The 21739-nt window shown below is 63.0% G+C and carries 16 protein-coding genes, 2 other RNA genes and 1 pseudogene; 6 read left to right on the top strand and 13 right to left on the bottom strand.

Going from position 1 to position 21739, the window contains the following annotated elements:
* The 4 genes from RMO57_RS05885 to RMO57_RS05870 form a co-directional block, all read right to left on the bottom strand.
* Positions 1–588: SapC family protein (locus RMO57_RS05885; protein WP_310385080.1), on the bottom strand; the 588-nt coding region annotated here is incomplete at its 3' end.
* 40 nt (positions 589–628) lie between these two features.
* Complete coding sequence (locus RMO57_RS05880; RefSeq protein WP_310385078.1) at positions 629–2182, bottom strand: tryptophan 7-halogenase; 1554 nt, start codon at positions 2180–2182, stop codon at positions 629–631.
* A 37-nt stretch (positions 2183–2219) separates the two neighbouring features.
* A non-coding RNA gene (locus tag RMO57_RS05875) (sX9 sRNA) lies at positions 2220–2304 on the bottom strand.
* Between the two features lie 61 nt (positions 2305–2365).
* Positions 2366–5374: a TonB-dependent receptor gene (locus tag RMO57_RS05870; protein WP_310385076.1), complete on the bottom strand. Its 3009-nt coding sequence runs from the start codon at positions 5372–5374 to the stop codon at positions 2366–2368.
* Between the two features lie 484 nt (positions 5375–5858).
* Here RMO57_RS05870 and RMO57_RS05865 point away from each other — a divergent pair, with 484 nt between their 5' ends.
* Positions 5859–6530 carry a response regulator transcription factor gene (locus tag RMO57_RS05865; RefSeq protein WP_310385075.1) on the top strand — a complete coding sequence of 224 codons (672 nt, stop codon included), beginning with the start codon at positions 5859–5861 and terminating at the stop codon, positions 6528–6530.
* A gap of 48 nt (positions 6531–6578) precedes the next feature.
* On the top strand, positions 6579–8090 hold the full coding sequence (locus tag RMO57_RS05860) for a sensor histidine kinase (protein WP_310385073.1): 1512 nt from the start codon (positions 6579–6581) through the stop codon (positions 8088–8090).
* Here the strand turns inward: RMO57_RS05860 and rodA are convergent.
* The 6 genes from rodA to RMO57_RS05830 form a co-directional block, all read right to left on the bottom strand.
* Complete coding sequence (gene rodA, locus RMO57_RS05855; RefSeq protein ID WP_310385071.1) at positions 8081–9235, bottom strand: rod shape-determining protein RodA; 1155 nt, start codon at positions 9233–9235, stop codon at positions 8081–8083. The two genes, RMO57_RS05860 and rodA, sit on opposite strands and share 10 nt — an antisense overlap.
* A complete protein-coding gene (gene mrdA / locus RMO57_RS05850; RefSeq protein ID WP_310385069.1) occupies positions 9232–11232 on the bottom strand; it encodes a penicillin-binding protein 2 in 2001 nt (666 codons plus the stop codon). Before mrdA ends, rodA begins: the two co-directional genes overlap by 4 nt.
* A 12-nt stretch (positions 11233–11244) precedes the next feature.
* The gene (mreD, locus tag RMO57_RS05845) at positions 11245–11766 is read right to left on the bottom strand and encodes a rod shape-determining protein MreD (RefSeq protein WP_310385066.1); all 522 of its coding nucleotides are present in this window, start codon (positions 11764–11766) and stop codon (positions 11245–11247) included.
* A complete protein-coding gene (gene mreC, locus RMO57_RS05840; RefSeq protein ID WP_310385064.1) occupies positions 11763–12725 on the bottom strand; it encodes a rod shape-determining protein MreC in 963 nt (320 codons plus the stop codon). The genes mreD and mreC overlap by 4 nt, the downstream gene beginning before the upstream one ends.
* Positions 12726–12757: 32 nt before the next feature.
* Positions 12758–12832: non-coding RNA, sX9 sRNA (locus RMO57_RS05835), on the bottom strand.
* 58 nt (positions 12833–12890) lie between these two features.
* The gene (locus RMO57_RS05830) at positions 12891–13934 is read right to left on the bottom strand and encodes a rod shape-determining protein (protein WP_263555083.1); all 1044 of its coding nucleotides are present in this window, start codon (positions 13932–13934) and stop codon (positions 12891–12893) included.
* A gap of 317 nt (positions 13935–14251) precedes the next feature.
* On the opposite strand from RMO57_RS05830, the gene gatC reads away from it, so the two are divergent.
* From gatC to gatB, 3 genes are read left to right on the top strand one after another with little or no spacing between them, the layout of a single operon-like run.
* The gene (gene gatC / locus RMO57_RS05825) at positions 14252–14551 is read left to right on the top strand and encodes an Asp-tRNA(Asn)/Glu-tRNA(Gln) amidotransferase subunit GatC (RefSeq protein ID WP_310385060.1); all 300 of its coding nucleotides are present in this window, start codon (positions 14252–14254) and stop codon (positions 14549–14551) included.
* Positions 14552–14553: 2 nt separating this feature from the next.
* The gene (gatA, locus tag RMO57_RS05820) at positions 14554–16047 is read left to right on the top strand and encodes an Asp-tRNA(Asn)/Glu-tRNA(Gln) amidotransferase subunit GatA (protein WP_310385082.1); all 1494 of its coding nucleotides are present in this window, start codon (positions 14554–14556) and stop codon (positions 16045–16047) included.
* A 2-nt stretch (positions 16048–16049) separates the two neighbouring features.
* On the top strand, positions 16050–17504 hold the full coding sequence (gatB, locus tag RMO57_RS05815) for an Asp-tRNA(Asn)/Glu-tRNA(Gln) amidotransferase subunit GatB (protein WP_310385059.1): 1455 nt from the start codon (positions 16050–16052) through the stop codon (positions 17502–17504).
* A gap of 6 nt (positions 17505–17510) precedes the next feature.
* Here gatB and RMO57_RS05810 read toward each other — a convergent pair whose 3' ends face one another.
* From RMO57_RS05810 to RMO57_RS05800, 3 genes are all read right to left on the bottom strand, one after another.
* Positions 17511–18197: a hypothetical protein gene (locus RMO57_RS05810; protein WP_310385057.1), complete on the bottom strand. Its 687-nt coding sequence runs from the start codon at positions 18195–18197 to the stop codon at positions 17511–17513.
* Positions 18184–18885 carry an orotate phosphoribosyltransferase gene (pyrE, locus tag RMO57_RS05805; protein WP_310385056.1) on the bottom strand — a complete coding sequence of 234 codons (702 nt, stop codon included), beginning with the start codon at positions 18883–18885 and terminating at the stop codon, positions 18184–18186. The genes RMO57_RS05810 and pyrE overlap by 14 nt, the downstream gene beginning before the upstream one ends.
* Before the next feature lie 126 nt (positions 18886–19011).
* On the bottom strand, positions 19012–21321 hold the full coding sequence (locus RMO57_RS05800; RefSeq protein ID WP_310385054.1) for a TonB-dependent receptor: 2310 nt from the start codon (positions 21319–21321) through the stop codon (positions 19012–19014).
* Between the two features lie 300 nt (positions 21322–21621).
* Between RMO57_RS05800 and RMO57_RS05795 the strand changes: the two are divergent.
* Positions 21622–21739, top strand: a pseudogene (locus tag RMO57_RS05795) (exodeoxyribonuclease III); the annotation flags it as partial.

The raw sequence follows: 21739 nt of genomic DNA, 5'->3' as shown, positions 1-21739 counted from the left end.
GCCGGGCAGGCCGGCCAGGCGCTCTTCATTGATGGTGTAAAAGCCGGCCAGGCGGTTCTGCGAGCCGTCGGCAAGCTCGATGTCGAGCACAAAAGACTCCAGCAGCTGATGCGCCAGCAAGGTCTGTATGAAGGCGCCGGAGCTCTCCAGGCCTTGATGCAAGGATAAGAGCACCGAGTTCATGCGCTGCAAGAACTCGGTGCTGCCGCCATGGGGCAAGAACAGCGGCTCGCCGACCGTGCGGCCGACGCGCGGGCTGTCGAGGTCGATATGAATCAGTAACTCGTCGCCCGAGCGGCCTATCAACAAGGGTTGGCGCTCGATTGACAGGGGCAGATAGTCGGCGTCCCACTTGTCTTGCTGCAAGAACAGGTTTTGACCCGTTTGAAAACCGAACAAGGCAATCGGCTCAAAGCCAATGCCGTCCATGGTTTTGCGAAAAACAATCGGGTAATGCGCCTGCACGCTTCTGAACTCAGCCGGGAAGGTGACGGCGAACATCTCATCATCATCAAGTTCGCGGCGGCGGCGCGTGTCGATGCGCAGATCCTTGTGGTCGATATTGTTCAGTAAAGCGGTATGGGCCATGGTGTTTTGTCTCTTTGTGTTCTTGAGGGGCTGCGCCGGCTCAGATGCGGTGTAGCCCGTGCAGCTTGATGTGCTCAATCAGATCGCGGTGGCTGGGCAAGGCCGCCGCCATCTTCGCGCTCAGCCGAGCGGCTTCGCGGTAATAGCCTTCGGCGGCTTGGGTGTTATCGGCCGCTTCGGAGCGGCGCATGGTGGCCGGCGCGGCGGGCTTGAAGCCCATGCCGTAGAGCACATAGTGGTAGCTGGCCGACGGGAACATCTCCTCGATACGGTGAAAGTCATGGCGCGAAGGCGGGCGCTGCTGCCATTGCGCCAGCAGCTCTTGCAGGCGGGGCGGCGTGCTCGCGGCTTGCTCGCGCCAGTAGGCGCTGTCGGTGCGGCGGCTCAACACATAGTGCAGTTTCAGGAAATCGATGACGCGGGCCCAGCGGTAGCTGAACGCGTCGTTGAAACGCCGAGCGGCGATCTCCATCAACTCACGCGTGGCCGGCATTTCTTCGCTGACCAGCGCGGCAGACAGCTCAACCAAGGCCAGGGCCGAGGCCTCCAGTGGCTCGATGAAGCCGGCCGAGAGACCGATGGCGACGCAGTTCTTGTGCCAAAACTGCGCCCGGTAGCCGGGCTTGAAAGAGATCTTGCGTGGCAGCAATGACGCGTCGCTGCTGCCCGACTTGGCGAGGTAGGCGCGTAGTTCCAGCTCGGCGTCTGGGTCCGAGATATGCCGGCTCGAGTAGACATAGCCGATGCCGCGCCGCGTCTGCAGGCCGATGTCCCAGATCCAGCCGCTGCTTTGCGCCGTCGAGAGGGTTTGCGAGGCAATCGGGCTGTGCGGCTCGGCGTAGGGCAGCTGCACGGCCAGCGCGCTGTCGTTGAACAAGACGTCTTGCTGCGACAGCCACTCGACGCCGAAATGCTGACCCAGCAGCAGCGACGGCATGCCACTGCAGTCGATGAACAGCTCGCCGGCCAAGGCGCCGTGTGCCTTGGTTTGCAGCGAGGCGATGTCGCCATTGGCAGCAGAGTTGATGCCGACCATATGGTCTTGCACATGCTTGACGCCGAGCTTATCGATGCAGTGGCGGCGTAAAAAGTGGCCGAATTTGACCGCATCAAAATGGTAGCCATAGTTGGCCACCGCGGCGTACTCCGGCGTCGCGGCCTGTTTGGGCGCCAAGCCGCGCGCGCACAAATGCGGTTGAAAGCTGAGCAGTTCGGCAAACGGTGTTTCCCGGTGCCGCTCAAGCCAGGGCGCAACCAGATTCGCTTCGGTATAGCCCTGCGGCAAGACAAACGGATGGTCGTAACAATCATCGGCCTGGCCTGTGACCCAGCCGATGAATTTGGAGCCTTGCTTGAAGGTGGCCTCGCATTGGCGCACCAGCTCGGTCTCGCTAATGCCGATTTTGCGCAGGGTGTCGCGCATGGTCGGCCAGGTGCCTTCACCAACCCCGATCGCCGGCACATCGGGCGACTCCAGCAATGTGACCTGCAGGCCCTCCTTGTGCTCGGCCGCGATCAAAGCAGCGCTCAGCCAACCGGCCGAGCCTCCACCCAAAATCACGATCCGTTTGACCTGTTCGATCGGCTCTTTCATATTCGTCTCTTTGCGCTGCCGACCCAGCAGCAATACCGGCCAAGAAGGTGAGAGCTCTTGTAGCGAGCGGCCGTCAGGCTAGACGGACGGAGCGCAGGAACCGGAACGTACTTCCTGTACGTGAGGATTCCGAGCACCGCCCAACGACGCCTGCCGGCCGCGCAGTAAAGAGATTTTGCCTTCTTAGAAGGTGTAGCGAGCTCCGAACATGTAACGGGGGCCCGTCTGCGTGGCGTACAAGAGCTGTGCCTTGTTGCGGCCGTGCAGGCGTTGAACGCCGTCATTGAGGTTGATCACCTCGGCCTGGAGGGTCAGGTTGGGTGTCCACTTGTAGCCGACGTTGACGTCCACTTGCCCATAGGCTTCGGTATAGACGGGGTTGGGCAAGCCGGTACCGTCGAAGCGCGCCGTCAGGAACTCATCACGCCAGTTGTAGGCCGCGCGGACCGACCACTTCTCGTTCTCGTAGAAGCCGACCAAGTTGGCCGAATCGCTCAGGCCTTCCAGCGCGTATTGCTCACCGCGGTTCTTGTTGTCGTACTTCAGGCCCGAGGTGACGTAGGTGTAGTTGGCCGAGAAGCCAAAGCCGCTTCTGCCGAACATATGCTGGATGGCCAGCTCCACGCCGTTGAGGTCATCCTTGCGCTGGTTGGCCGGCGTGGTGATGGAGAAGTTGGCAATCGGATCGCCGGGTTGGCCGGGGATGATGCCGGTCTGGTTGCCGTTGGCATCAACCGGCCCACGCGCCACACCGCCCTGGCCGTTCTTGTTCAAGAAGATGTAGTTGCGGATGCAGGTCAGGTCACCTGCCGCGCAACCTTGAGCGATCGCTTCTTTGAAGAAGACACCACCCGACGGTGTGCGCAGGTTGAAAGGCGTGCCCTGTGTCGTCGTCGTGCCGATGAAGTTCTCGATATTCTTCTTGAAGTAGCCCACCGACAAGAAGCTGGTCTTGGCGTAATACCACTCACCGGACAAGTCGAAGTTCTTCGACTTCAGCGGCTTCAGCGCCGGGTTGCCCTGCGCGCCGGTGCCGCCGTCGATACGGGCCAATTGGTTGAGCGTCTGCCCGCCCTGGATATCACCCCAGCCGGGGCGGCCAATGGTTTCGCTATAGCTGGCGCGGCCCTTGATGCTGCTGGTGATGTCAACATCGACGTCCACGCTGGGCAGGAAGTATTTGTAACTGCCCGTCAAGGTGGTGTAGCCGGGCGCGCCAAACAAAACCGAGAACTCGTTGTTGGCCACCCAGTTGATGCCGGTGGCGGTCGGCACCAACGCGGTGGCCGTCACGTCAGTCTTCTCGTAGCGCACGCCGAAGGCGGCGTTGACCGGCATGGCCAGATCCCAGCCGGTGCTGAACTGGAGGAAGGCGCTTTGAGTCTTCTCCCGCACATTGCGGTCGGTCGAGAATTGATTCGACGCCCGGTAGAGCGACTCGTCGCCGGCGGCCTTGGCGGCGAGTGCGCGCACGGTTTCGAAATCAAAGGTGAAGAACTGGTTGAACAGCGCCGGGCTGTCATGGCCGCTCATCTGCTTGAAATAAGGGCTGATGGTGTCGGGGCGCCAGACGCTGTCCGGGTAATCGCCGGCATTGGTGGCACCGCCCCAGGTGTCGCGCTGCACATTCGAGAAGGCCGAGCGGTTGTCAACCCGGTTCAAGCTCATGCCAAAGTCCAGCCGCGAATCATCGCTGAGCTTGTAGTTGCCGGTCAGCTGGCCTTGATCGATGTTGGATTCCATCAAGCTGTTGCGGAAGGACGATCCCGTCACCATCATCTTGGACGCGTCGATATTGCCGCCGGCCACGCTCAAGACCGGGAACTTCTGGGTGAAGTCAACCTTGGTCGTGCCGCGGGTGAAGCTGGCGGTGCCCAGGCTGGAGTTGGAGCCGTAAGGGCTGTCGGCACCGGACGTCGCTTTCGAGCTGTGGGCGTCAAACTCCAGGCTGAGTTTGTTGCTTGCCTTCCAGGCGAGGTTGAAGCCGGTGGACTTGTTCTCGTTCTTGGTCGCGTACTGGGCGCCGCCCATGGCCAAATCGCTGGTCGCGGGAACGATGGTCTCCGAGTAGAAATTCGGGCTGCTGACGGGGCCGGGATTCCAGGAGCTTGACGAGGGGCCGAAGTTGAACCAGACCGACAGCTCGTTGCGCTTGGTCTGGATCTTGTTCTCGGAGTAGGTGTAGTCCAGTGTCGCGACCAGGTTATCGATCGGTTTGTACTGCAGCGTGACCTGGCCGTTGGTGCGCTGGCGCTCAATGCCGTTGACCGAATAGGCAAAGTTCTGCGGCACCGAATAGATGTCGGTCGGGCCGGGCCGGTTGATGATGTTCTCGGAGCCGGGCGTGCCGGGCTGAGGAATCGTGCCCCAGTTGTTCTCATCGCCAGCAAACGGCCGCCAGCCATTCGCCACGGCTGCCTGGTTGAAGCCCAGGTTGCGCTCTTGGTAGCTGCCGCTGATGGCGACGCCGAACTTGCCGTCGGCAAAGGTGTTGCTGTAGATGCCCGAGACTTCAGGCGTGACTTCGCTGCCTTGCAGCGGGTCGGGCAGGCGGCCGTTGGAGGTGTCATGCACACCCTTGACGCCGATGCTGGCACGCAGGCCGGGATTGTCCAGCGGGCGGGCGGTCTTGATATTGATGGTGGCACCGATGCCACCGGCGGGGGCCGCGGCGCGGCTGGTCTTGAAGACCTCGATGCCGGCGATCGACTCCGAAGCCAGGTTGGCGAAGTCAAAGGCGCGCGAGTTAGAGACCGAGGTGTCGGCGATGCTGGAGGCGGGCATTTGCCGGCCGTTCAACAGCACCAGATTGAAGTCAGGGCCGATACCGCGCACGGTGACCTTGGAGCCTTCGCCGATCGAGCGGTCAATCGACACGCCGCTGATGCGCTGCAAGGACTCGGCCAGATTGGTGTCGGGGAATTTGCCGATGTCCTCGGCGACGATGCCGTCGACCACGCCCTGCGCATTGCGCTTCAGGTTCATCGAAGAGCCGAGGCTGCCGCGAATGCCGGTGACGACGACGGTCTCCAACACGTTCTCGCCGGCCTGCTTTGACTCAGGCGCCGGCACAGTTTGTGCATGGGCGGCGCCTACAGCGGCCGCACAAAGCCCACAGGCCAAAGCCAGTTTGCTCACTTGAAATGCCGGGCCGGCACAAAAGCTGCCCCGCCGTATTTGGGAATTGATCATGTCTGTCTCCGTTTGTGGTTTTCTACCGGCCACATGAGTTCATGCAACCGGTCGGCGAGCTGGGCTGGCCAAATTTGGGAACCGTTGTATTTTTTCTAACGATCTCGTTCGACATTGCCTGAAAGCGCTTTCATGACAATACTGATTTCTGCCTTGTTTTGAATCTAGGGAACTCCCTTGGTTTGTTGTATTTGAGTGCGCGATGAGCTGGATGGCGTCGGGTCCAAGGTACCGGCAATGCCGATTCAAGGGCCAAGGTCGGCATGCCGCTGAGGTCATTCAAGCAGCGACCCGCGGCCTGGACACTACGGACGCTGCCGCGATGACTGCATGCTAATGAAAGCGCTTTCAAGAATCAAGCAATGGTTTTCCCTGGTGTGCAAATGCTTTGCGCAGCAGGCGTGGCCGGTTGCGGCCGGCTGAGTGGGGCCCGGCCGGCTCATAGAATGCTCGGCAAGAACAAGCCCCTACCGGAGACTCAAACATGCGCATCCTGATTGCCGAAGATGATCAAGTGTTGGCCGATGCCCTGTTGCGCTCACTGCGGGCGTCGGGCTATGCGGTAGATCAAGTCAGCACCGGCACGGAAGCGGACAACGCCTTGGCTTCGCATGAGTTCGATCTGGTGATTCTCGACCTGGGTCTGCCCAAGCTGCACGGCCTGGAGGTCTTGCGCAAGTTGCGCGCGCGCGGCTCATCGATGCCGGTGTTGATACTGACCGCCGCCGACAGCGTCGAGCAGCGCGTCAAGGGCCTGGACTTCGGCGCCGATGACTTCATGGCCAAGCCCTTCTCGCTGCAAGAGCTGGAAGCGCGTGTGCGGGCGCTGACCCGGCGCGGCCTGGGCACCGCCTCCAGTGTCATCAAGCATGGCCCGCTGAGCTTCGACGCAACCGGGCGAGTCGCCTATATCAATGACCAGATGATCGAGCTGTCGGCGCGCGAGCTGAGCCTGCTGGAGGTCTTGCTGCAACGCGCCGGCCGCTTGGTCAGCAAAGACCAGTTGGTGGAGCGACTGTGTGAGTGGGGCGAAGAAGTGAGCAATAACGCGATCGAGGTTTACATCCACCGTTTGCGCAAAAAGATTGAACAAGGGCCGATCCGCATCGCCACGGTGCGCGGCCTGGGTTATTGCCTGGAAAAAATAGCTCCCTGAGCACGCTGATGATGCCTCTTTCACAGCCCGGTCAAGCAGCGCTGCGCAATGCCGGCTAGCTCCGGTCAACGCTCGCTGTTTGGCGAGATCCTCGATTGGATGCTGGCGCCGCTGCTGCTGATTTGGCCAATCAGCGTGGCGCTGACCTGGTTGGTGGCGCAGGGCATTGCCGGCAAACCCTATGACCGCGAACTGGGCGAAATGGCGCGCACGCTGGGCTTGCAGGTGGCCGCGGCCGAGCCCAATCTGCGCAGCGGCCGCTCCAAGTACGCTTTGGCGCCCGAAGCGGCGGCGCTGTTGCGCGCCGACGAAACCGATACTGTGTTCTACCAAGTGTTGGGCCTGAACGGCGAGCTGCTGAACGGCGACGCCGGCCTGCCGGTGCCACCCGACGAGGACCAGATCGTGCCCTGGGAGCTGCACTTTCGCGATGACGAGGTCGGCAACGAGCGCGTCCGGGTCGCCTATTTGTGGGTCGCGCCCGAGGGCATGGCCGGCTCCAGCAAGACCATGTTGGTGCAGGTGGCTGAGACGCTGGGCAAACGCTCGCGCCTGACCAACGAAATCATCAAGGGCGTGATCCTGCCGCAGTTTGTGATCCTGCCGCTGGCGGTCTTGCTGGTGTGGCTGGCGCTGGCGCGCGGCATTGCGCCGCTGAATGATTTGCAGCGCCGCATCCGCTCGCGTGAGAGCTCCGACCTGAGCCCGATCGATGAGCGTCGCATCCCGGATGAAGTGGCGCCGCTGGTACGGGCGATCAATGATTTGCTGGCACGCCTCGACCAGTCGATCAGCAGCCAAAAACACTTTCTGGCCGACGCCGCGCACCAGCTGAAGACGCCGCTGGCGGGCCTACGCGCGCAGGCCGAGTTTGCTCAAGCGCAGATCGATGAAGGGCGCAGCGAACCGGCCGAACTGAAGCGCTCCTTGCAGCAGATCGCACTGAGCAGCCAGCGCGCCGCCCATATGGTCAATCAGCTGCTGGCAATGGCGCGAGCCGAGGACAAAGAGCATGCGGCGCGCCGCAGTGAGGTCAATCTGGCCGAACTGGCGATCGAAACGGTGCGCGACTTTGTGCCGCGCGCGCTCGATAAGCGCATTGATCTCGGCTATGAAGGCCCAAGCGAAGAGCAATGCGGCCTGCGCGTCTCGGGGCATGCGATCTTGATCCGCGAGCTGATCCGCAATCTGGTCGACAACGCGCTGCTCTACACACCGCCTAGTGGCACCGTGACCGTGCGGGTGGTCGAGGATCCGTTCGGTCAGGTCAGCGTCTTGCAGGTGGAAGACCTCGGGCCCGGCATTCCCGAGTCGGAACGCGAGAAGGTCTTTCAGCCGTTTTACCGCGCACTGGGCACCGATGTGGACGGCTCGGGCCTGGGCCTGGCGATCGTGCGCGAGATTGCTCAGCAACATGAAGCCGAGGTCAGCCTGGACGACACTCGCCAGCGCCGACCGGGCCAGACGGAGGCTGCCGGTCAGGGGCCGGGGGCGCGGTTTACGGTGCGTTTCGCTGCACACCCGGTCGGGCCAACCAGGGCGCCGCAGGCTCAGGACTGATTAAAGCGCCGGCTCTTCGCAATCGCCATCAACAACCCCAAGCTGATGCCCAGCATCACCATCGCCGTGCCGCCATAGCTGATGAAGGGCAAGGGCACGCCGACGACCGGCAGGATGCCGCTGACCATGCCCATATTGACGAACACATAGGTAAAAAAGCTCATCGTCAGCGCACCGGCCAGCAGGCGCGAGAACATCGTCGGCGCGCTCGACGCAATCATCAGCCCACGCAGGATCAGCGCCGCAAAGCCAGCCAGCAAGGCCAGCGCGCCGACCAGGCCGAACTCTTCACCGAAGGCGGCAAAGATGAAGTCGGTGGTGCGCTCGGGGATGAACTCCAGATGGGTTTGCGTGCCCTGCATAAAGCCCTTGCCGGTGAGGCCGCCGGAGCCGATCGCAATACCGCCCTGGATGATGTGAAAGCCTTTGCCCAGCGGGTCCTTGGTCGGGTCAAGCAGCGTGCAGACGCGGTTTTTCTGATAGTCGCGCAGCACCGGCCAACTCACATCGGGTTGGCAGATCGCCTCTTCGCTGACGATCAGGGCGGTGATGCCGGCCGCCGCGAGCACAAAGGCCGGCAGGATCAGACGCCAGGACAGGCCGGCAAAAAATATCACATAGATGCCGGCCGCCGCGATCAGGATGGCGGTGCCCAGATCGGGCTGCTTGGCCACCAGGGCTACCGGCAGCAAGAGCAGCACAAACGCGGCGAGGTAGTCGGCCAAGCGCAGCGCGCCCTCGCGCTTTTGAAACCACCAGGCCAGCATCAAGGGGGTGGCGATTTTCAGCAACTCCGACGGTTGGATGACGATGCCGATATTGAGCCAGCGCGTCGCGCCCTTCTTGCTGATGCCGAACAACGCCGTGGCCACCAACAAGGCGATACCCAGGGTGTAGAGCGGAATCGCCAGCGCCATCAGGCGCTGCGGCGGCAGCTGTGCGACCACGAACATGACGCCCAGTGCCAACAGCATATTGCGGCCATGGTCGACAAAACGCGTGCCGTGATCGAAGCCGGCCGAATACATCGACACCAAGCCGATGCCCGCGAGCCAGGCAATCGCCAGCAACAGCGGCAGATCGAAACCCGCGAACCAGGGCCTGAGTCGCTGCCAAAGACTGGGCGCTTTGAAGACGTCGTTCATCGGGAAGCTCCTGAAGCCGCAGCGCTGGCGGCCGACGCTGCCTCGGCCGCGCTGCCCGGCAAGGGCATGTCGGCGGCCACTCGCGGCTTGCCGACCGGCGCGGTGGCTTTGCCTTGCTGGGTCAGCGCAATGTCTTCCTCGCTCGGGTATTGGCCCATCAACACAAAGTCGAACAAGCGCCGGGCAATCGGCGCGGCCGAGGTCGAGCCGTAGCCGGCGTTCTCGACAATCACCGCCAGCGCAATCGTCGGCGCTTCGATTGGCGCAAAGGCGACGTAGAGCGAGTGATCGCGCTTGCGCTCATCCGCCTTGATGTCCTTGTACTTCTCGCCGGCGCGCAAGCCCACCGCCTGCGCAGTGCCGGTCTTGCCGCCACTCTTGTAGCCGGCACCGGCAAAAACCGCGCGCGAGGTGCCTTCTATCGTCACCCCGTGCATGGCGTTCAGAATCACTTGAACCTGCTCGGGCTTGAGCGGCAGTGGCGGCAGCGCGTCGCTGGCGATGCGGCGCTGCTCGTGTTTGACAACATCCTCGATCTCGCGCACCAGTCGCGGCTTGTAGCGCAGGCCGGCGCTTGAGAGCGTCGAGGTGGCGGCCGCCAATTGCAGCATGGTGAAGTTGTTATAGCCCTGACCGATGCCCAGCGAAATGGTCTCGCCGGCATACCATTTCTGCTGCTCGGGCTTCTTGAAGCGGGCGCGTTTCCAGGCGGTGGACGGCAGATCGCCGGTCAGCTCACCGATCAAATCAATCTCGGTCTTGCGCCCGAAACCGAAGGGCTTCAACTCGTCATGAATCAGGTCCACCCCCATTTCATTGGCCAAGCTGTAGAAGTACACATTGCTGGAGCTGACGATGGCCAGCCGCATGTCCTTGGGGCCGGGCCTATCGACCTCGGGGCTGCCAAACGTGCGGCCGCCGAAACTATACGTTAGGTTGTCCTGGATCACCAGGCTGGGCGAGCGCTTGCCCGAGTTCAGCGCCGCCATCGCCATAAAGGGCTTGAAGGTCGAGCCGGGCGGATAGGTGCCGCGCATCGCCCGGTTCAACAGCGGCTTGTCGATGTTCTCGTTCAGCTCGCGCCAGTTTTCAACGTCGATACCGTCGACAAACAGGTTCGGATCAAAGGTTGGCTTGGACACAAAGGCCAGCACCTCGCCATTGCGCGGGTCGATCGCCACCAGCGCGCCCCGACGGTCTTTGTACAGCTCTTCGACCAAGGCCTGCAGGCGGATGTCGATCGACAGCAGCAGGTTATTGCCCGGCGTCGGCGGTTTGTGCGCGAGCCGCCTCACCGCCCGCCCACCGGCGCTGGTTTCTAACTGCTCAAACCCCGTGATGCCGTGCAGCTCGCGCTCGTAGGCCTGCTCAAGACCTAGCTTGCCGATGTATTCGGTGCCGCGGTAATTGGCGAAGTCTTCTTCCTCCCAGTCATCCATGGCCTTCTTCTCGGCCTGGTTGATGCGGCCGATATAGCCGATCAAATGCGCGCCAACCTCGCCGAGCGGATAGCTGCGGAACAGCCGCGCCTTGATCTCGACACCGGGGAAGCGAAAGCGCTGGGCGGTGAATTTGGCCACCTCGGTGTCACTGAGCTTGGTGCGGATCGGCAGCGACTCAAAATTCTTGCTCTCGCTCATCAGGCGCTTGAGGCGCTTGCGGTCACGCGGCTGGATTTCAATCACCTGGGCCAGCGCGTCGATGGTCGCCTCCAGATCCGCCACCTTGGACGGCGTGATCTCCAGCGTATAGGCCGAGTAGTTACTCGCCAGCACGATGCCGTTGCGGTCCTTGATCAGGCCGCGGTTGGGCACGATGGGCACGATGGTGGTGCGGTTGGATTCGGCCCGGTCGAGCAGGTTGTCGTGTTGGGTGACCTGCAAGAAAAACAAGCGGGCGATCAACAAGCCAAAACACAAGAGCACGAACAGGCCGGCCGCGACCAAGCGCAGCCGAAAACCGCCCAGCTCTTGCTGGATGTTCTTCATCACGGTCATGCTAGTGCTCGGTCACAAGGGACGATTGGCATCACGGTCGGGCGCGCGCCGCTGCGGCGCCAGCAGCAGCACGGTGGCCAGCGGCCAAAGCATCGCCTCGAACAAGGGCGCCAACGCCAGGCCCCAGCCCGGCCACATGCCGCCCACTGCCATGCGCACCAACAGTGATACCGCATGCGCGGCGACGAACAAGGGCAACACATGCAAGGCTTGGGTGAACAGACTGAAACCGGGCAAGCGCCGATGCAGGCTGACCGCTCCATAGCTGAGCAAGCTGTAGCTGAGCGCATGCTGACCGAGCAAAGCGCCGTGGTGAACGTCGATCAGCAGCCCGAAGGCAAAGGCCCAGCTGACGCCGATACGGCGCGGCTGATGCACGCCCCAAAACACCAGCACGACGGACAGCAGATCGGGCATCGCCGGCGAACGGCCGACGGGGACCATATCGGCCATCAGCGCCAAGATCAAACTGAGGCCAATGAAGAGCGGGTTGGCCGGCATCAAGAGCTGGCCGGAGCCGCGCGGCATGATCATTTCAGCCCCCCTTTGGATACCGGAGCGGCCTTGCGGGCCAATTTGACTGCCGCCGCTGACGCTGCCTCGGCCACGGCCGCCGCTGCGGCTTCGGCCTGAGCCGCCTCATGTTGGGCCAGCGGCTGCAAGACCAAGACATGGCGGGCGCTGTCGGCCTGGGCAATCGGCTGCAAGCCAACGCTGGCGAAGCTGGTATCGCCGCGCCGCTCGACCAAACTCACGCGCGCCACCGGCAGGCCGGGCGGATAGACACCGTCAAGGCCGGACGTGACCAAGATGTCGCCTTCCTTGACATCGGCATTGGCGGCCAGAAAACGCAGCTCCATGCCGCTGCCGTCGCTGCGCCCGAAGGCCGCGTTGCGCTGCTGGGTACGCGCGTTCAGGACCGGAATGGCGGCGTCTTTGTCGTTCAGCAAGGTCACTTCGGAGCTGAGCCCGTAAACCCGCGTAACTTGGCCCAGCACGCCCTTGTCATTGATGACCGGCGAGCCCGGCTGCACGCCGTGACGGCTACCCCGGTCGATGACGACGCGGCGCGAATAGGCGTCGGTCGCCTCGTACAGCACCTCGGCCGACACCGAGCTGACCTGCACCGCCGGGCGCAGCTCCAGCAAGGCCCGCAGGCGCTGGTTTTCTGCCTGCAGCTGCTCGGCCCGGCTCAGCCGCTCGGCCTGCTGGACCAATTGACGGCGCGCCAGGTTCTCGGCCGCGCGGGCACTCTCGTTGCCGCGCAGATAGTCTTGCAGCGATTCCCAGGCGTCTACCGGCGCCAGCAACAAGGTCTGCAGCGGGTGCAGCGCCAGTGCCAGCGTCGCTCTGGCGGGGGCCGCCAACTTGAAACGCGCATCGGCCACCATCAAAAACAAGGCCAGCGCCGCGCACAGCAATAACTTCGTCAGCGCCGAAGCGCCTTGACGAAAGAACGGGGGGGTGTCGCGATCAAAGGGGCCGAGGGACATGGCTCACAAGGGACAAATCGAGAAATGTGACGGTCTCTCGGGCCGTAGCGAGCGGAGGTCAGGCTAGGCGGCCGGAGCGCAGGAACCGGAGCGTGCTTGCGGCACGTGAGGATTCCGAGCACCGCCCAACGACGTCTGTCCTTCGCGCAGTAGGCTTCAACACCATTACTCGTAGGTGAAGATGGAGCCTAAGCGCTCCATGCGCTCCAGCGCCATGCCGCAACCGCGTACGACGCAGGTCAACGGATCCTCGGCCACCAAGACCGGCAGGCCGGTTTCTTCGGCCAGCAAGCGGTCCAGATCACGCAGCAGCGCGCCGCCGCCGGTCAGCATCATGCCGCGCTCGGCGATGTCGGCGCCCAGCTCGGGCGGGGTCTGCTCCAAGGCGTTCTTGACGGCCGAGACGATCTGATTCAGCGGGTCGGTCAGCGCTTCAAGGATCTCGTTGGAAGAAATGGTGAAGCTGCGCGGCACGCCTTCGGCCAGGTTGCGGCCCTTGACTTCGATTTCCTTGACCTCGGAGCCGGGGAAGGCGCTGCCGATGGTCTTCTTGATCATTTCGGCGGTGGGCTCGCCGATCAACATGCCGTAGTTGCGGCGGATGTAGTTGATGATGGCCTCGTCGAACTTGTCGCCGCCGACGCGCACGCTGCCCTTGTAGACCATGCCGCCGAGCGAGATCACGCCGACCTCGGTGGTGCCGCCGCCGATATCCACCACCATCGAGCCCGAAGCCTCGCTGACCGGCAGACCGGCGCCGATCGCGGCCGCCATCGGCTCCTCGATCAGGAACACCTGCGAGGCGCCGGCGCCGAGCGCCGATTCGCGGATCGCGCGGCGCTCGACCTGGGTCGAGCCGCAAGGCACGCAGATGATGATGCGCGGGCTGGGGCGCAGCATCTTCGAGTCGTGCACCATCTTGATGAACTGCTTGAGCATCTGCTCGGTGACGGTGAAGTCGGCGATCACGCCGTCTTTCATCGGGCGGATCGCCTCGATATTGCCGGGCACCTTGCCCAACATGGCCTTGGCTTCGCGGCCGACGGCCTGGATGGTTTTCTTGCCGTTGGGGCCACCTTCGTGGCGGATCGAAACGACCGAGGGTTCGTCCAGCACGATGCCCTTGCCGCGGACGTAAATCAGCGTATTGGCAGTGCCCAGGTCGATGGCGAGGTCGGTGGAGAAGTAGCGGCGCAGGGAGGCGAACATGGTATTTTTTAAGGCGCTGGGCTTGGCATCTGAGCCCTTGGGCTGGAGATCGCCGGCACATCACGCTTGTCAAGCGTTGATCGGGTGGCCGTGGGGCCAGATGAGGGAGGTGGAGAACACAATACTTGGCTTCGCCATATGCAGCGAGGCTGCCTGAGCCTACGCGGTACTCAAAAGTACCGCTTAGCTTGCGCAGCCCCGTTGCACTGAAGATAAGCATAGATAATAACTGATGACCCTCTGATTCTTCACCCTGCGAGCCCTTTGTTCTTAGACATGGGGCTTTGTTTTGTAGCCACTATCGAGCTTGCTTTGCCATGGCCCTGACCCCCCAAGACGTAAGCCGCATCGCCCATTTGGCCCGGCTGGAACTGCAAGAAGCCGAAAGCGCCGCTTTGTTGAGCCAGCTGAACGGCTTCTTTTCCATTGTTGAGCAAATGAGCGCGGTGGACACCAGCGGCGTCGAGCCGCTCTACACGCCCTTGTCGGCCGTTCAAGAAGTGAGCTTGCGCCTGCGCGAAGACTTGGTCACCGAGTCCAATCAACGCGCGCTCAATCAGCGCAGCGCGCCCGCCGTTGAGGACGGCCTGTTCCTGGTGCCCAAGGTGATCGAATAATGATGACAAACAAAGCATTGCATGACTTGGGCGTGGCCGATCTGGGCCGCGCCATGAGCGCCAAACAAGTCTCCAGCGTCGAGCTGACAGAACATTTGCTGGCCCGCATCCAGCAGCAGCAAGGCCTGGGCTGCTTCCTGCACACCGACCCCGCCGCCTCTTTGGCCGCCGCCGCTGCTGCCGACGCGCGCCGTGCCGCCGGCGCCGACGCTGCGCTGTTGGGCGTGCCGCTGGCGCACAAGGACATCTTCGTCACCAAGGACATGCCGACCACCGCCGGCTCCAAGATCCTGGCCCATTACCGCAGCCCGTTCGATGCGACCGTGATCGAGCGGCTGTTTGCGGCCGGCACGATCTCGCTGGGCAAGCTCAACTGCGACGAATTCGCGATGGGCTCGGCGAACGAGAACTCGGCCTTCGGGCCGGTCGCCAACCCCTGGGACCGCTCGCGCGTGCCGGGCGGCTCGTCCGGCGGCTCGGCGGCGGCCGTCGCCGCCCGCTTGGTGCCCGCCAGCACCGGCACCGACACCGGCGGCTCGATCCGCCAACCGGCCAGCTTCACCGGCATTTCAGGCATCAAGCCGACCTATGGGGTGTGCAGCCGTTACGGCATGATCGCCTTCACCTCCAGCCTCGATCAGGCCGGCCCGATGGCGCGCTCGGCCGAGGACTGCGCCCTCTTGTTGTCGGCGATGAGCGGCTTCGACACGCGCGACGCCACCAGCGTCGAGCGCGCCCCGCAAGACTTCCATGCGCAGATGCTGCAGCTAAGGCCCGGCGCCACAGCCGCACAACCGTTGAAGGGCTTGCGCATCGGCTTACCCGTCGAGTTCTTCCCAGCCGCGCTAGCTGCCGACGTGAACGGCGCCGTGAGGGCCGGCCTGGCCGAACTGGAAAAGCTCGGCGCGACGCTGGTCGACGTCAGCCTGCCGCGTACCGAGCTGGCGATTCCGGTTTACTACATCATTGCCCCGGCCGAGGCCAGCTCGAACCTGAGCCGCTTTGACGGCGTCAAGTTCGGCCACCGCGCGGCCCAGTACGACGACCTGCTGGACATGTACAAAAAGACCCGCGCCGAGGGCTTCGGGCCTGAGGTCAAGCGCCGCATCATGATTGGCAGCTACGTCTTGTCTCACGGTTATTACGACGCCTACTATTTGCAAGCGCAAAAGCTGCGCCGCATGATTGCCGACGACTTCCAGCGCTGCTTCACGCAGTGCGATCTGATCGCCGGCCCGGTCGCACCGACCGTTGCCTGGAAGAAGGGCGAGGGCGCCGAAGACCCGGTCAAGGCCTATCTGGCCGACATCTTCACCCTGCCCGGCTCGCTCGCAGGCTTGCCCGGCATGAGCGTGCCGGTCGGCTTTGGCGAGGGCGGCATGCCTGTAGGCTTGCAGTTACTCGGCAACTATTTCCAGGAGGGCCAGCTCTTGCATGCGGCCCATGCCTTGCAACAAGCGACCGACTGGCATTTGGCTGCCCCGGCGGGAATCTGAGCATGACTACGACGAGTAAATTGATTCGCGGCTACGAGGTCGTGATCGGCCTGGAGAACCACGTCCAGCTGTCCACCCAATCGAAGATCTTCAGCGGCTCCTCGACCGCGTTCGGCGCCGCGCCGAACACGCAGGCCTCGCCGATTGACCTGGCCCTGCCGGGCACGCTGCCGGTGCTGAACCGTGGCGCGGTCGAGCGGGCGATCCGCTTCGGCCTGGCGGTCGGTGCCAAGGTGGCACCGCTGTCGATCTTCGCGCGCAAGAACTATTTCTATCCCGATCTGCCCAAGGGTTATCAGATCAGTCAGTACGAGATTCCGGTCGTGCAAGGCGGCAAGCTGGAGTTCTTCGTCGGCGACGTCAAGCACACCGTCAACCTGACCCGTGCCCACCTGGAAGAAGATGCGGGCAAGAGCTTGCACGAGGACTATCACGGCCTGACCGGCATCGACTTGAACCGCGCCGGCACGCCGCTGCTGGAGATCGTCTCCGAGCCCGAGATGCGCAGCGGCGCCGAGGCCTGCGAGTACGCCAAGACCTTGCATGCGCTGGTGATGTGGCTCGGTATCTGCGACGGCAATATGCAGGAAGGCTCGTTCCGCTGCGACGTCAATGTGTCGGTGCGCCGCCCCGGCGAGCCTTACGGCACGCGCCGCGAGATCAAGAACCTGAACAGCTTCCGCTACATCCTGCAGGCGGTGGACTATGAGGTGAACTGGCAGATCGACGAGCTCGAAGATGGCCGCGCGATTCAACAAGCGACGATTTTGTTCAACCCCGACAGCGGCGAAACCCGCGCCATGCGCAGCAAGGAAGACGCCGCCGATTACCGCTACTTCCCCGACCCCGATCTGCCGCCGCTGGTGATTGCTAACGAATGGATTGAGCGGGTGCGGAGCGAGATGCCGGAGCTGCCCGAGCCGATGGCCAAGCGCTTCCAGAGCGAGTTCGGCCTGCCTGCCTACGACGCGGCGATGATGACGCAGAGCAAGGACTTTGGCGTCTTCTTCGAGACGGCGGCCAAGGCCTGCGGGCAGCCAAAACTGGTCGCCAACTGGCTGATGGGCGAGTTCGCCCGCCGGCTCAATAGCGAAGACCGGCCGCTGGCTAGCAGCCCGGTCACGGCGGCCACCTTGGCGGCGCTGATTGCGCGCATCAGTGACGGCACGATCTCGAACAATGGCGCACGCCAGCTGTTCGAAGCGCTGTGGACGGGCGCGTCGCAGGATGTCGACGCTTTGATAGCGTCCATGGGCTTGAAGCAAATGAGCGACACGTCTGAGTTGGAGCGCATCCTCGACGAGGTGCTGGCCGCGAATGCCAAGTCGGTCGAGGAGTTCCGCGCCGGCAAGGAAAAAGCCTTCAACGCCCTGGTCGGTCAGGCGATGAAGGCGACCAAGGGCAAGGCGAACCCGACGGCGGTCAACGAGTTACTGAAGAAAAAACTCGAAGGCTGATTCGGCTCAGCGGGGCGCGGACGCAGCGGCATCTGCCGCCGCGCTGCCTAAACTGCCCGGCGCAGCGCCGGCCCACAGGCGTTTCAGGCGAGCCAGCTCCAAGTCGTAGCGCCCGCTGATGCGCACCAATTCCGCCTTCTGGTTTTCGATCAGCTGCTTTTGCGCGTCGGCGGCGGCGTCGTTGGCATCGAGTTGCCGCTTGAGCTTGGCCGGCAGCGGCTTGCCCTTGTAGAACTCGGCTTCGTCCAGCAACGGCTTGCGCTCCAGCGCCAGATCCTTGACGCGGCGCTCGGAAATCAGCCGCGCCTTGTTGGCGTCGTCCAGCGAGCCCTCGCGGGCATGTTGATGCGCCGCCTCATTTGGGTAACGCAACATCAAATTGCGGTCACGCCGGACCGCATCAAGCTGGGCCGTGCGCTCAGCCGCCAGCCGGCGCTCCTTGGCCTCATGAGCGGTGCGCTCCTCGGGCGACATCGCCGGCGGCAGCACCGAGCGCAGCGAACCGTCGGCGTTCAAGACCCGCTGCTCGACCGCACTGCAGTCGCGGATCGGCCGGTCCGAGGTCAGGCGCCGGCCATCGGGGGTGGTGCAGCTGTAAATGGCCGGCTTCGCGGGCGGCGCCGCCTGCGCCCAGGCCATCACGGGCAGCAGTGCTACGACCCAGGCCGCCGCCAAGAACTCATGTTTGCGCATCAGACCCTGTATCTATCCCGTACTTGTCTCGGTAGGCCCGCACGGCGCCGGCATGAGCAAGCGCGCGCGCATCGCTGGTGGTCTTCAGATAGTCCAGCAGATCGCTCAGGCCGGCGATGGCAATCACCGGCAAGTGCAGTTGCTCGGTCACATATTGCACCGCCGACTTGGGGCTGTCGACGCCGTTCTCGGCCGCCTTCTCCTGCCGGTCGAGTGCGATGCTGACGCCGCAGGCGGTGGCGCCGGCGGCTTGAATCATCGCGATCGATTCGCGCACCGAGGTGCCGGCGGAGATCACGTCGTCGATGATCAACACCCGGCCCTGCACCGGAGCGCCGACCAGCGTGCCGCCCTCGCCATGATCCTTGGCTTCCTTGCGGTTATAGGCAAAGGGTTTGTTGTGGCCCAGTCGCGCCAGCTCAATGGACAAGGCCGCGGCCAGCGTGATGCCTTTGTAGGCGGGGCCGAAAATCATGTCGAACTGCAGGCCGGAAGCGACCAGGCGCTGGGCATAGAACTGCGCCAAGCGGCCCAGTTTGGCACCGTCATCAAACAGGCCGGCATTGAAGAAATAGGGGCTCAGGCGGCCGGCCTTGGTCTTGAACTCGCCGAAGCGGAGTACCCCGGCTTCAACCGCGAAGGCGACGAAGTCCTGAGCCAGGGAATCGGGTGCAGCAGCTGCGGTCATGACAAAGTGATTGGTTGTTTCGGGTCATTGTAGGGGCCAAAAAACGGCCCGCACGCCGTGAGGAGTGCGGGCCGCTGGGGCACCAAAGCCTGATCCAGCGCAGACTCTCGCCGCGCGCTATCTGGCTTAGAAACTGGCCTTGAACTGCAGGCCGTAGCTGCGTGGCTCGTTGATGATGCCGGTCAGGTTGTTGAAGTCGATGGCGGCAACGACTTGCTGCTCATCGGTCATATTGCGCACATAGGCCGAGACTTCGTACTTGGAATTGTTCCAGCCGTAGCCGACCCGCAAGCCACCCTCCAGCGAGGACTTGGCGCGGTACTCGGTGGCCTTGTACAGGAACATGTTGTACTCATCCTTGTAGGCCCAGTCGGTCAGCACATAGACATCGCCGCCGGCCAACTCGGTGCTGTAGCGCAGCGTCCAGTTGGCAATCCACTTCGGCGCGCGTGGCAGCGGGTTGCCGCCGATCAGCACCGTGCCGGCCACCGGGCCCGGTTTGTTCAGCACGTTACAGCCAGTGTTGGCCTCCAGGAACTGGAAGTTCGCATTGCCGCAAGGCGAGACAAAGAGCTTGTCGTCCTTGATCTCGGTGTCGGTATAGCTCAGGCCCAGCGTGGTGCGCCAGTCACGCGCGATGATGGCTTGCGCGTCCAGCTCAAAGCCTTGGCCGGTCGCCTTTTTGGCATTCACCAAGCGGTTCTGGTTGACGCTGCCGCTGCCGGCGGTCAGCTGCAGGTCATCGACCTTGTAGCTGAACACGGTGCCGCTGATACGCGCGGTCTTGTTGAGCAGATCGGTCTTGAAACCGGCCTCAAACGACAAGGCTTTTTCGGAGTCAGCAACCGAGATCGAGTCGCCGAACAAGACCCGACCCTGGATACTCGGCGCGCGGTAGCCGGTGGCCACACGGGTGAACAGCGAGGTGTCCTTGTTCAGCGTGTAGTTGGCACTCAGATCCCAGCTCCAGTTGGTCGAGCGTGGGTTGGCCGTGAACGGGCCGGCATTTGGATTTCCAAACGGGGTCTGCGTACGGGCGGCGTCAAAGTCCTTCTTGTCGTCGGTGTAACGCAGGCCGCCGCGAATCTTCAGGTCGGACGTGACAGCGTAGTTCAGGCTACCAAAAGCGGCCCAAGAGCTGGCGTCTTGATGTTGATAGGCGTAGCCATTTTGCGGGTCGCCGGCCGAGAAGGAGTCAAAGTTGAAGCTGTCGACCTGCAACTTTTCCTTGAAGAAATACAAGCCGCCGATCCACTGCAAGGCATCCGTGGTGTTGGACTGCAGGCGGAACTCCTGGGTGGTCTGCTTCAGGTCGGGCAAGCCGTCGGCGGTCTGCGCGTCGAAAGGGATCACCGAAGGCTGACCATTGAAGCGCGGGCCGTCAGGGATGCCGGCAAAGCGGCTGCCGAAACCACCGTCCACATCCCCCCGGCTGTAGAACTTGGCGGTGTCATAGGCGGTGATCGAGTGCAGCGTCATGCCGCTCAACTCCCAGCGCAGGCGGGCGCTGACACCGCTGGACCTGAGGGTTTGCTCGTTATAGCCGTCGGTCGGGTAATTGCCGGCATCGAAGCCGTCGACCAGGTCGTTGGTACCGCGCTTGATGACGTTGGCGCGGAAGGTGGTGGCGCTGCCCTCATAGTCGCGGCCGCGCAAATTGAACAGCGCATAGAAACCGCCGTTCTTGTAAGACGCCTGCACGCGCGCGGCTTTGTCGGTGAAGCCTTCCAGGTCCGAGGTGGCACCGGGCAAGGGGTTGTGCACCCGGTCACTGGCGCGCTGGAACAGCACGGCCGCTCGCAAGGCCCAGTCTTCGCTCAGCGGTGCGTTGACCGCACCCTCCAAATTGAACGCGTTGTTGTTGCCGAAACCGGTATTCACATAGCCTTCGAAACGCTTGCCCGGCTTGACCGAGTCAAACTTCATCACGCCGGCCGGTGAATTGCGGCCGAACAAAGTGCCTTGCGGGCCGCGCAGCACCTCGACCTGCTCGACGTCAAAGACCGGGAAGCCCTTCAGCATCGGGCTTTCCTGCACCACGTCGTCATAGACCAGACCGACCGGCTGCGAGGCGTTCAAGTCAAAGTCGGTATTGCCCAGGCCGCGAATATAGAAGCGCGGAAAAGTGCGGCCGAAGTCCGATTCGATGTTCAGGCTGGGCACGCGGCCGGACAGCGCGCGAATGTCCTGACCACTGGCGTTGTAGGCGTCCAGCTCTTCGCCCTTGATGGCCGAAATCGACATCGGCACGTCGCGGATGTTCTCGGCCCGTCGGCTGCCGGTGACGATCACCGTGTTCAGGGTGGTGCTGTCCTTCTTGACCTCGACGGCGGGTTTTTCTTCGCCGGCGGCGCTCTGCGCCAGGGCCGCTTGCATGGGGAAGGCGGCGGCCAGCGCAAGCGCAATCAAGCTGTTTTTGTTGGAGAGGGATTTCATCGTGATCCTTCAGTTGAAAGAGTGGAAAGGTGGGCGGGTGAGGGGTTGGCGGTCAGGCCCTTGTGACCAAGGCCAACGGTGCAGGGGGGCCGACGTGGTGTTGGGTCAATTTTGATTCTTCTTGAAAGTGAGGTATCGGCAAACGTTTGCTGCACTATCCCCCCGAAATCTATCAAGGCAGTTCGATGAAAGTCACCTCGAAAGGGTTTACCCCGACTTTTTGTTGGCAAAACACATCAGACCAATCAAAGCCGGCTGCCTGCGATACTGGTCTCATTGCCACCAGCCAAACCACGTCCTATGCGCTTCATCACCGCCAACTTGAACGGCATCCGGTCTGCCGCCAACAAGGGTTTTTTCGACTGGTTGCCCGGGCAAAAAGCCGACGCGCTGGGTGTGCAAGAGGTCAAGGCGCAGG

This window comes from Roseateles sp. (genome assembly GCF_031397715.1).
In the GTDB taxonomy this organism is placed as follows: Bacteria; Pseudomonadota; Gammaproteobacteria; order Burkholderiales; family Burkholderiaceae_C; genus Paucibacter_A.
The sequence above is the reverse complement of the archived record's forward strand: the minus strand, read 5'-3'. Positions and strand labels throughout refer to the sequence as shown.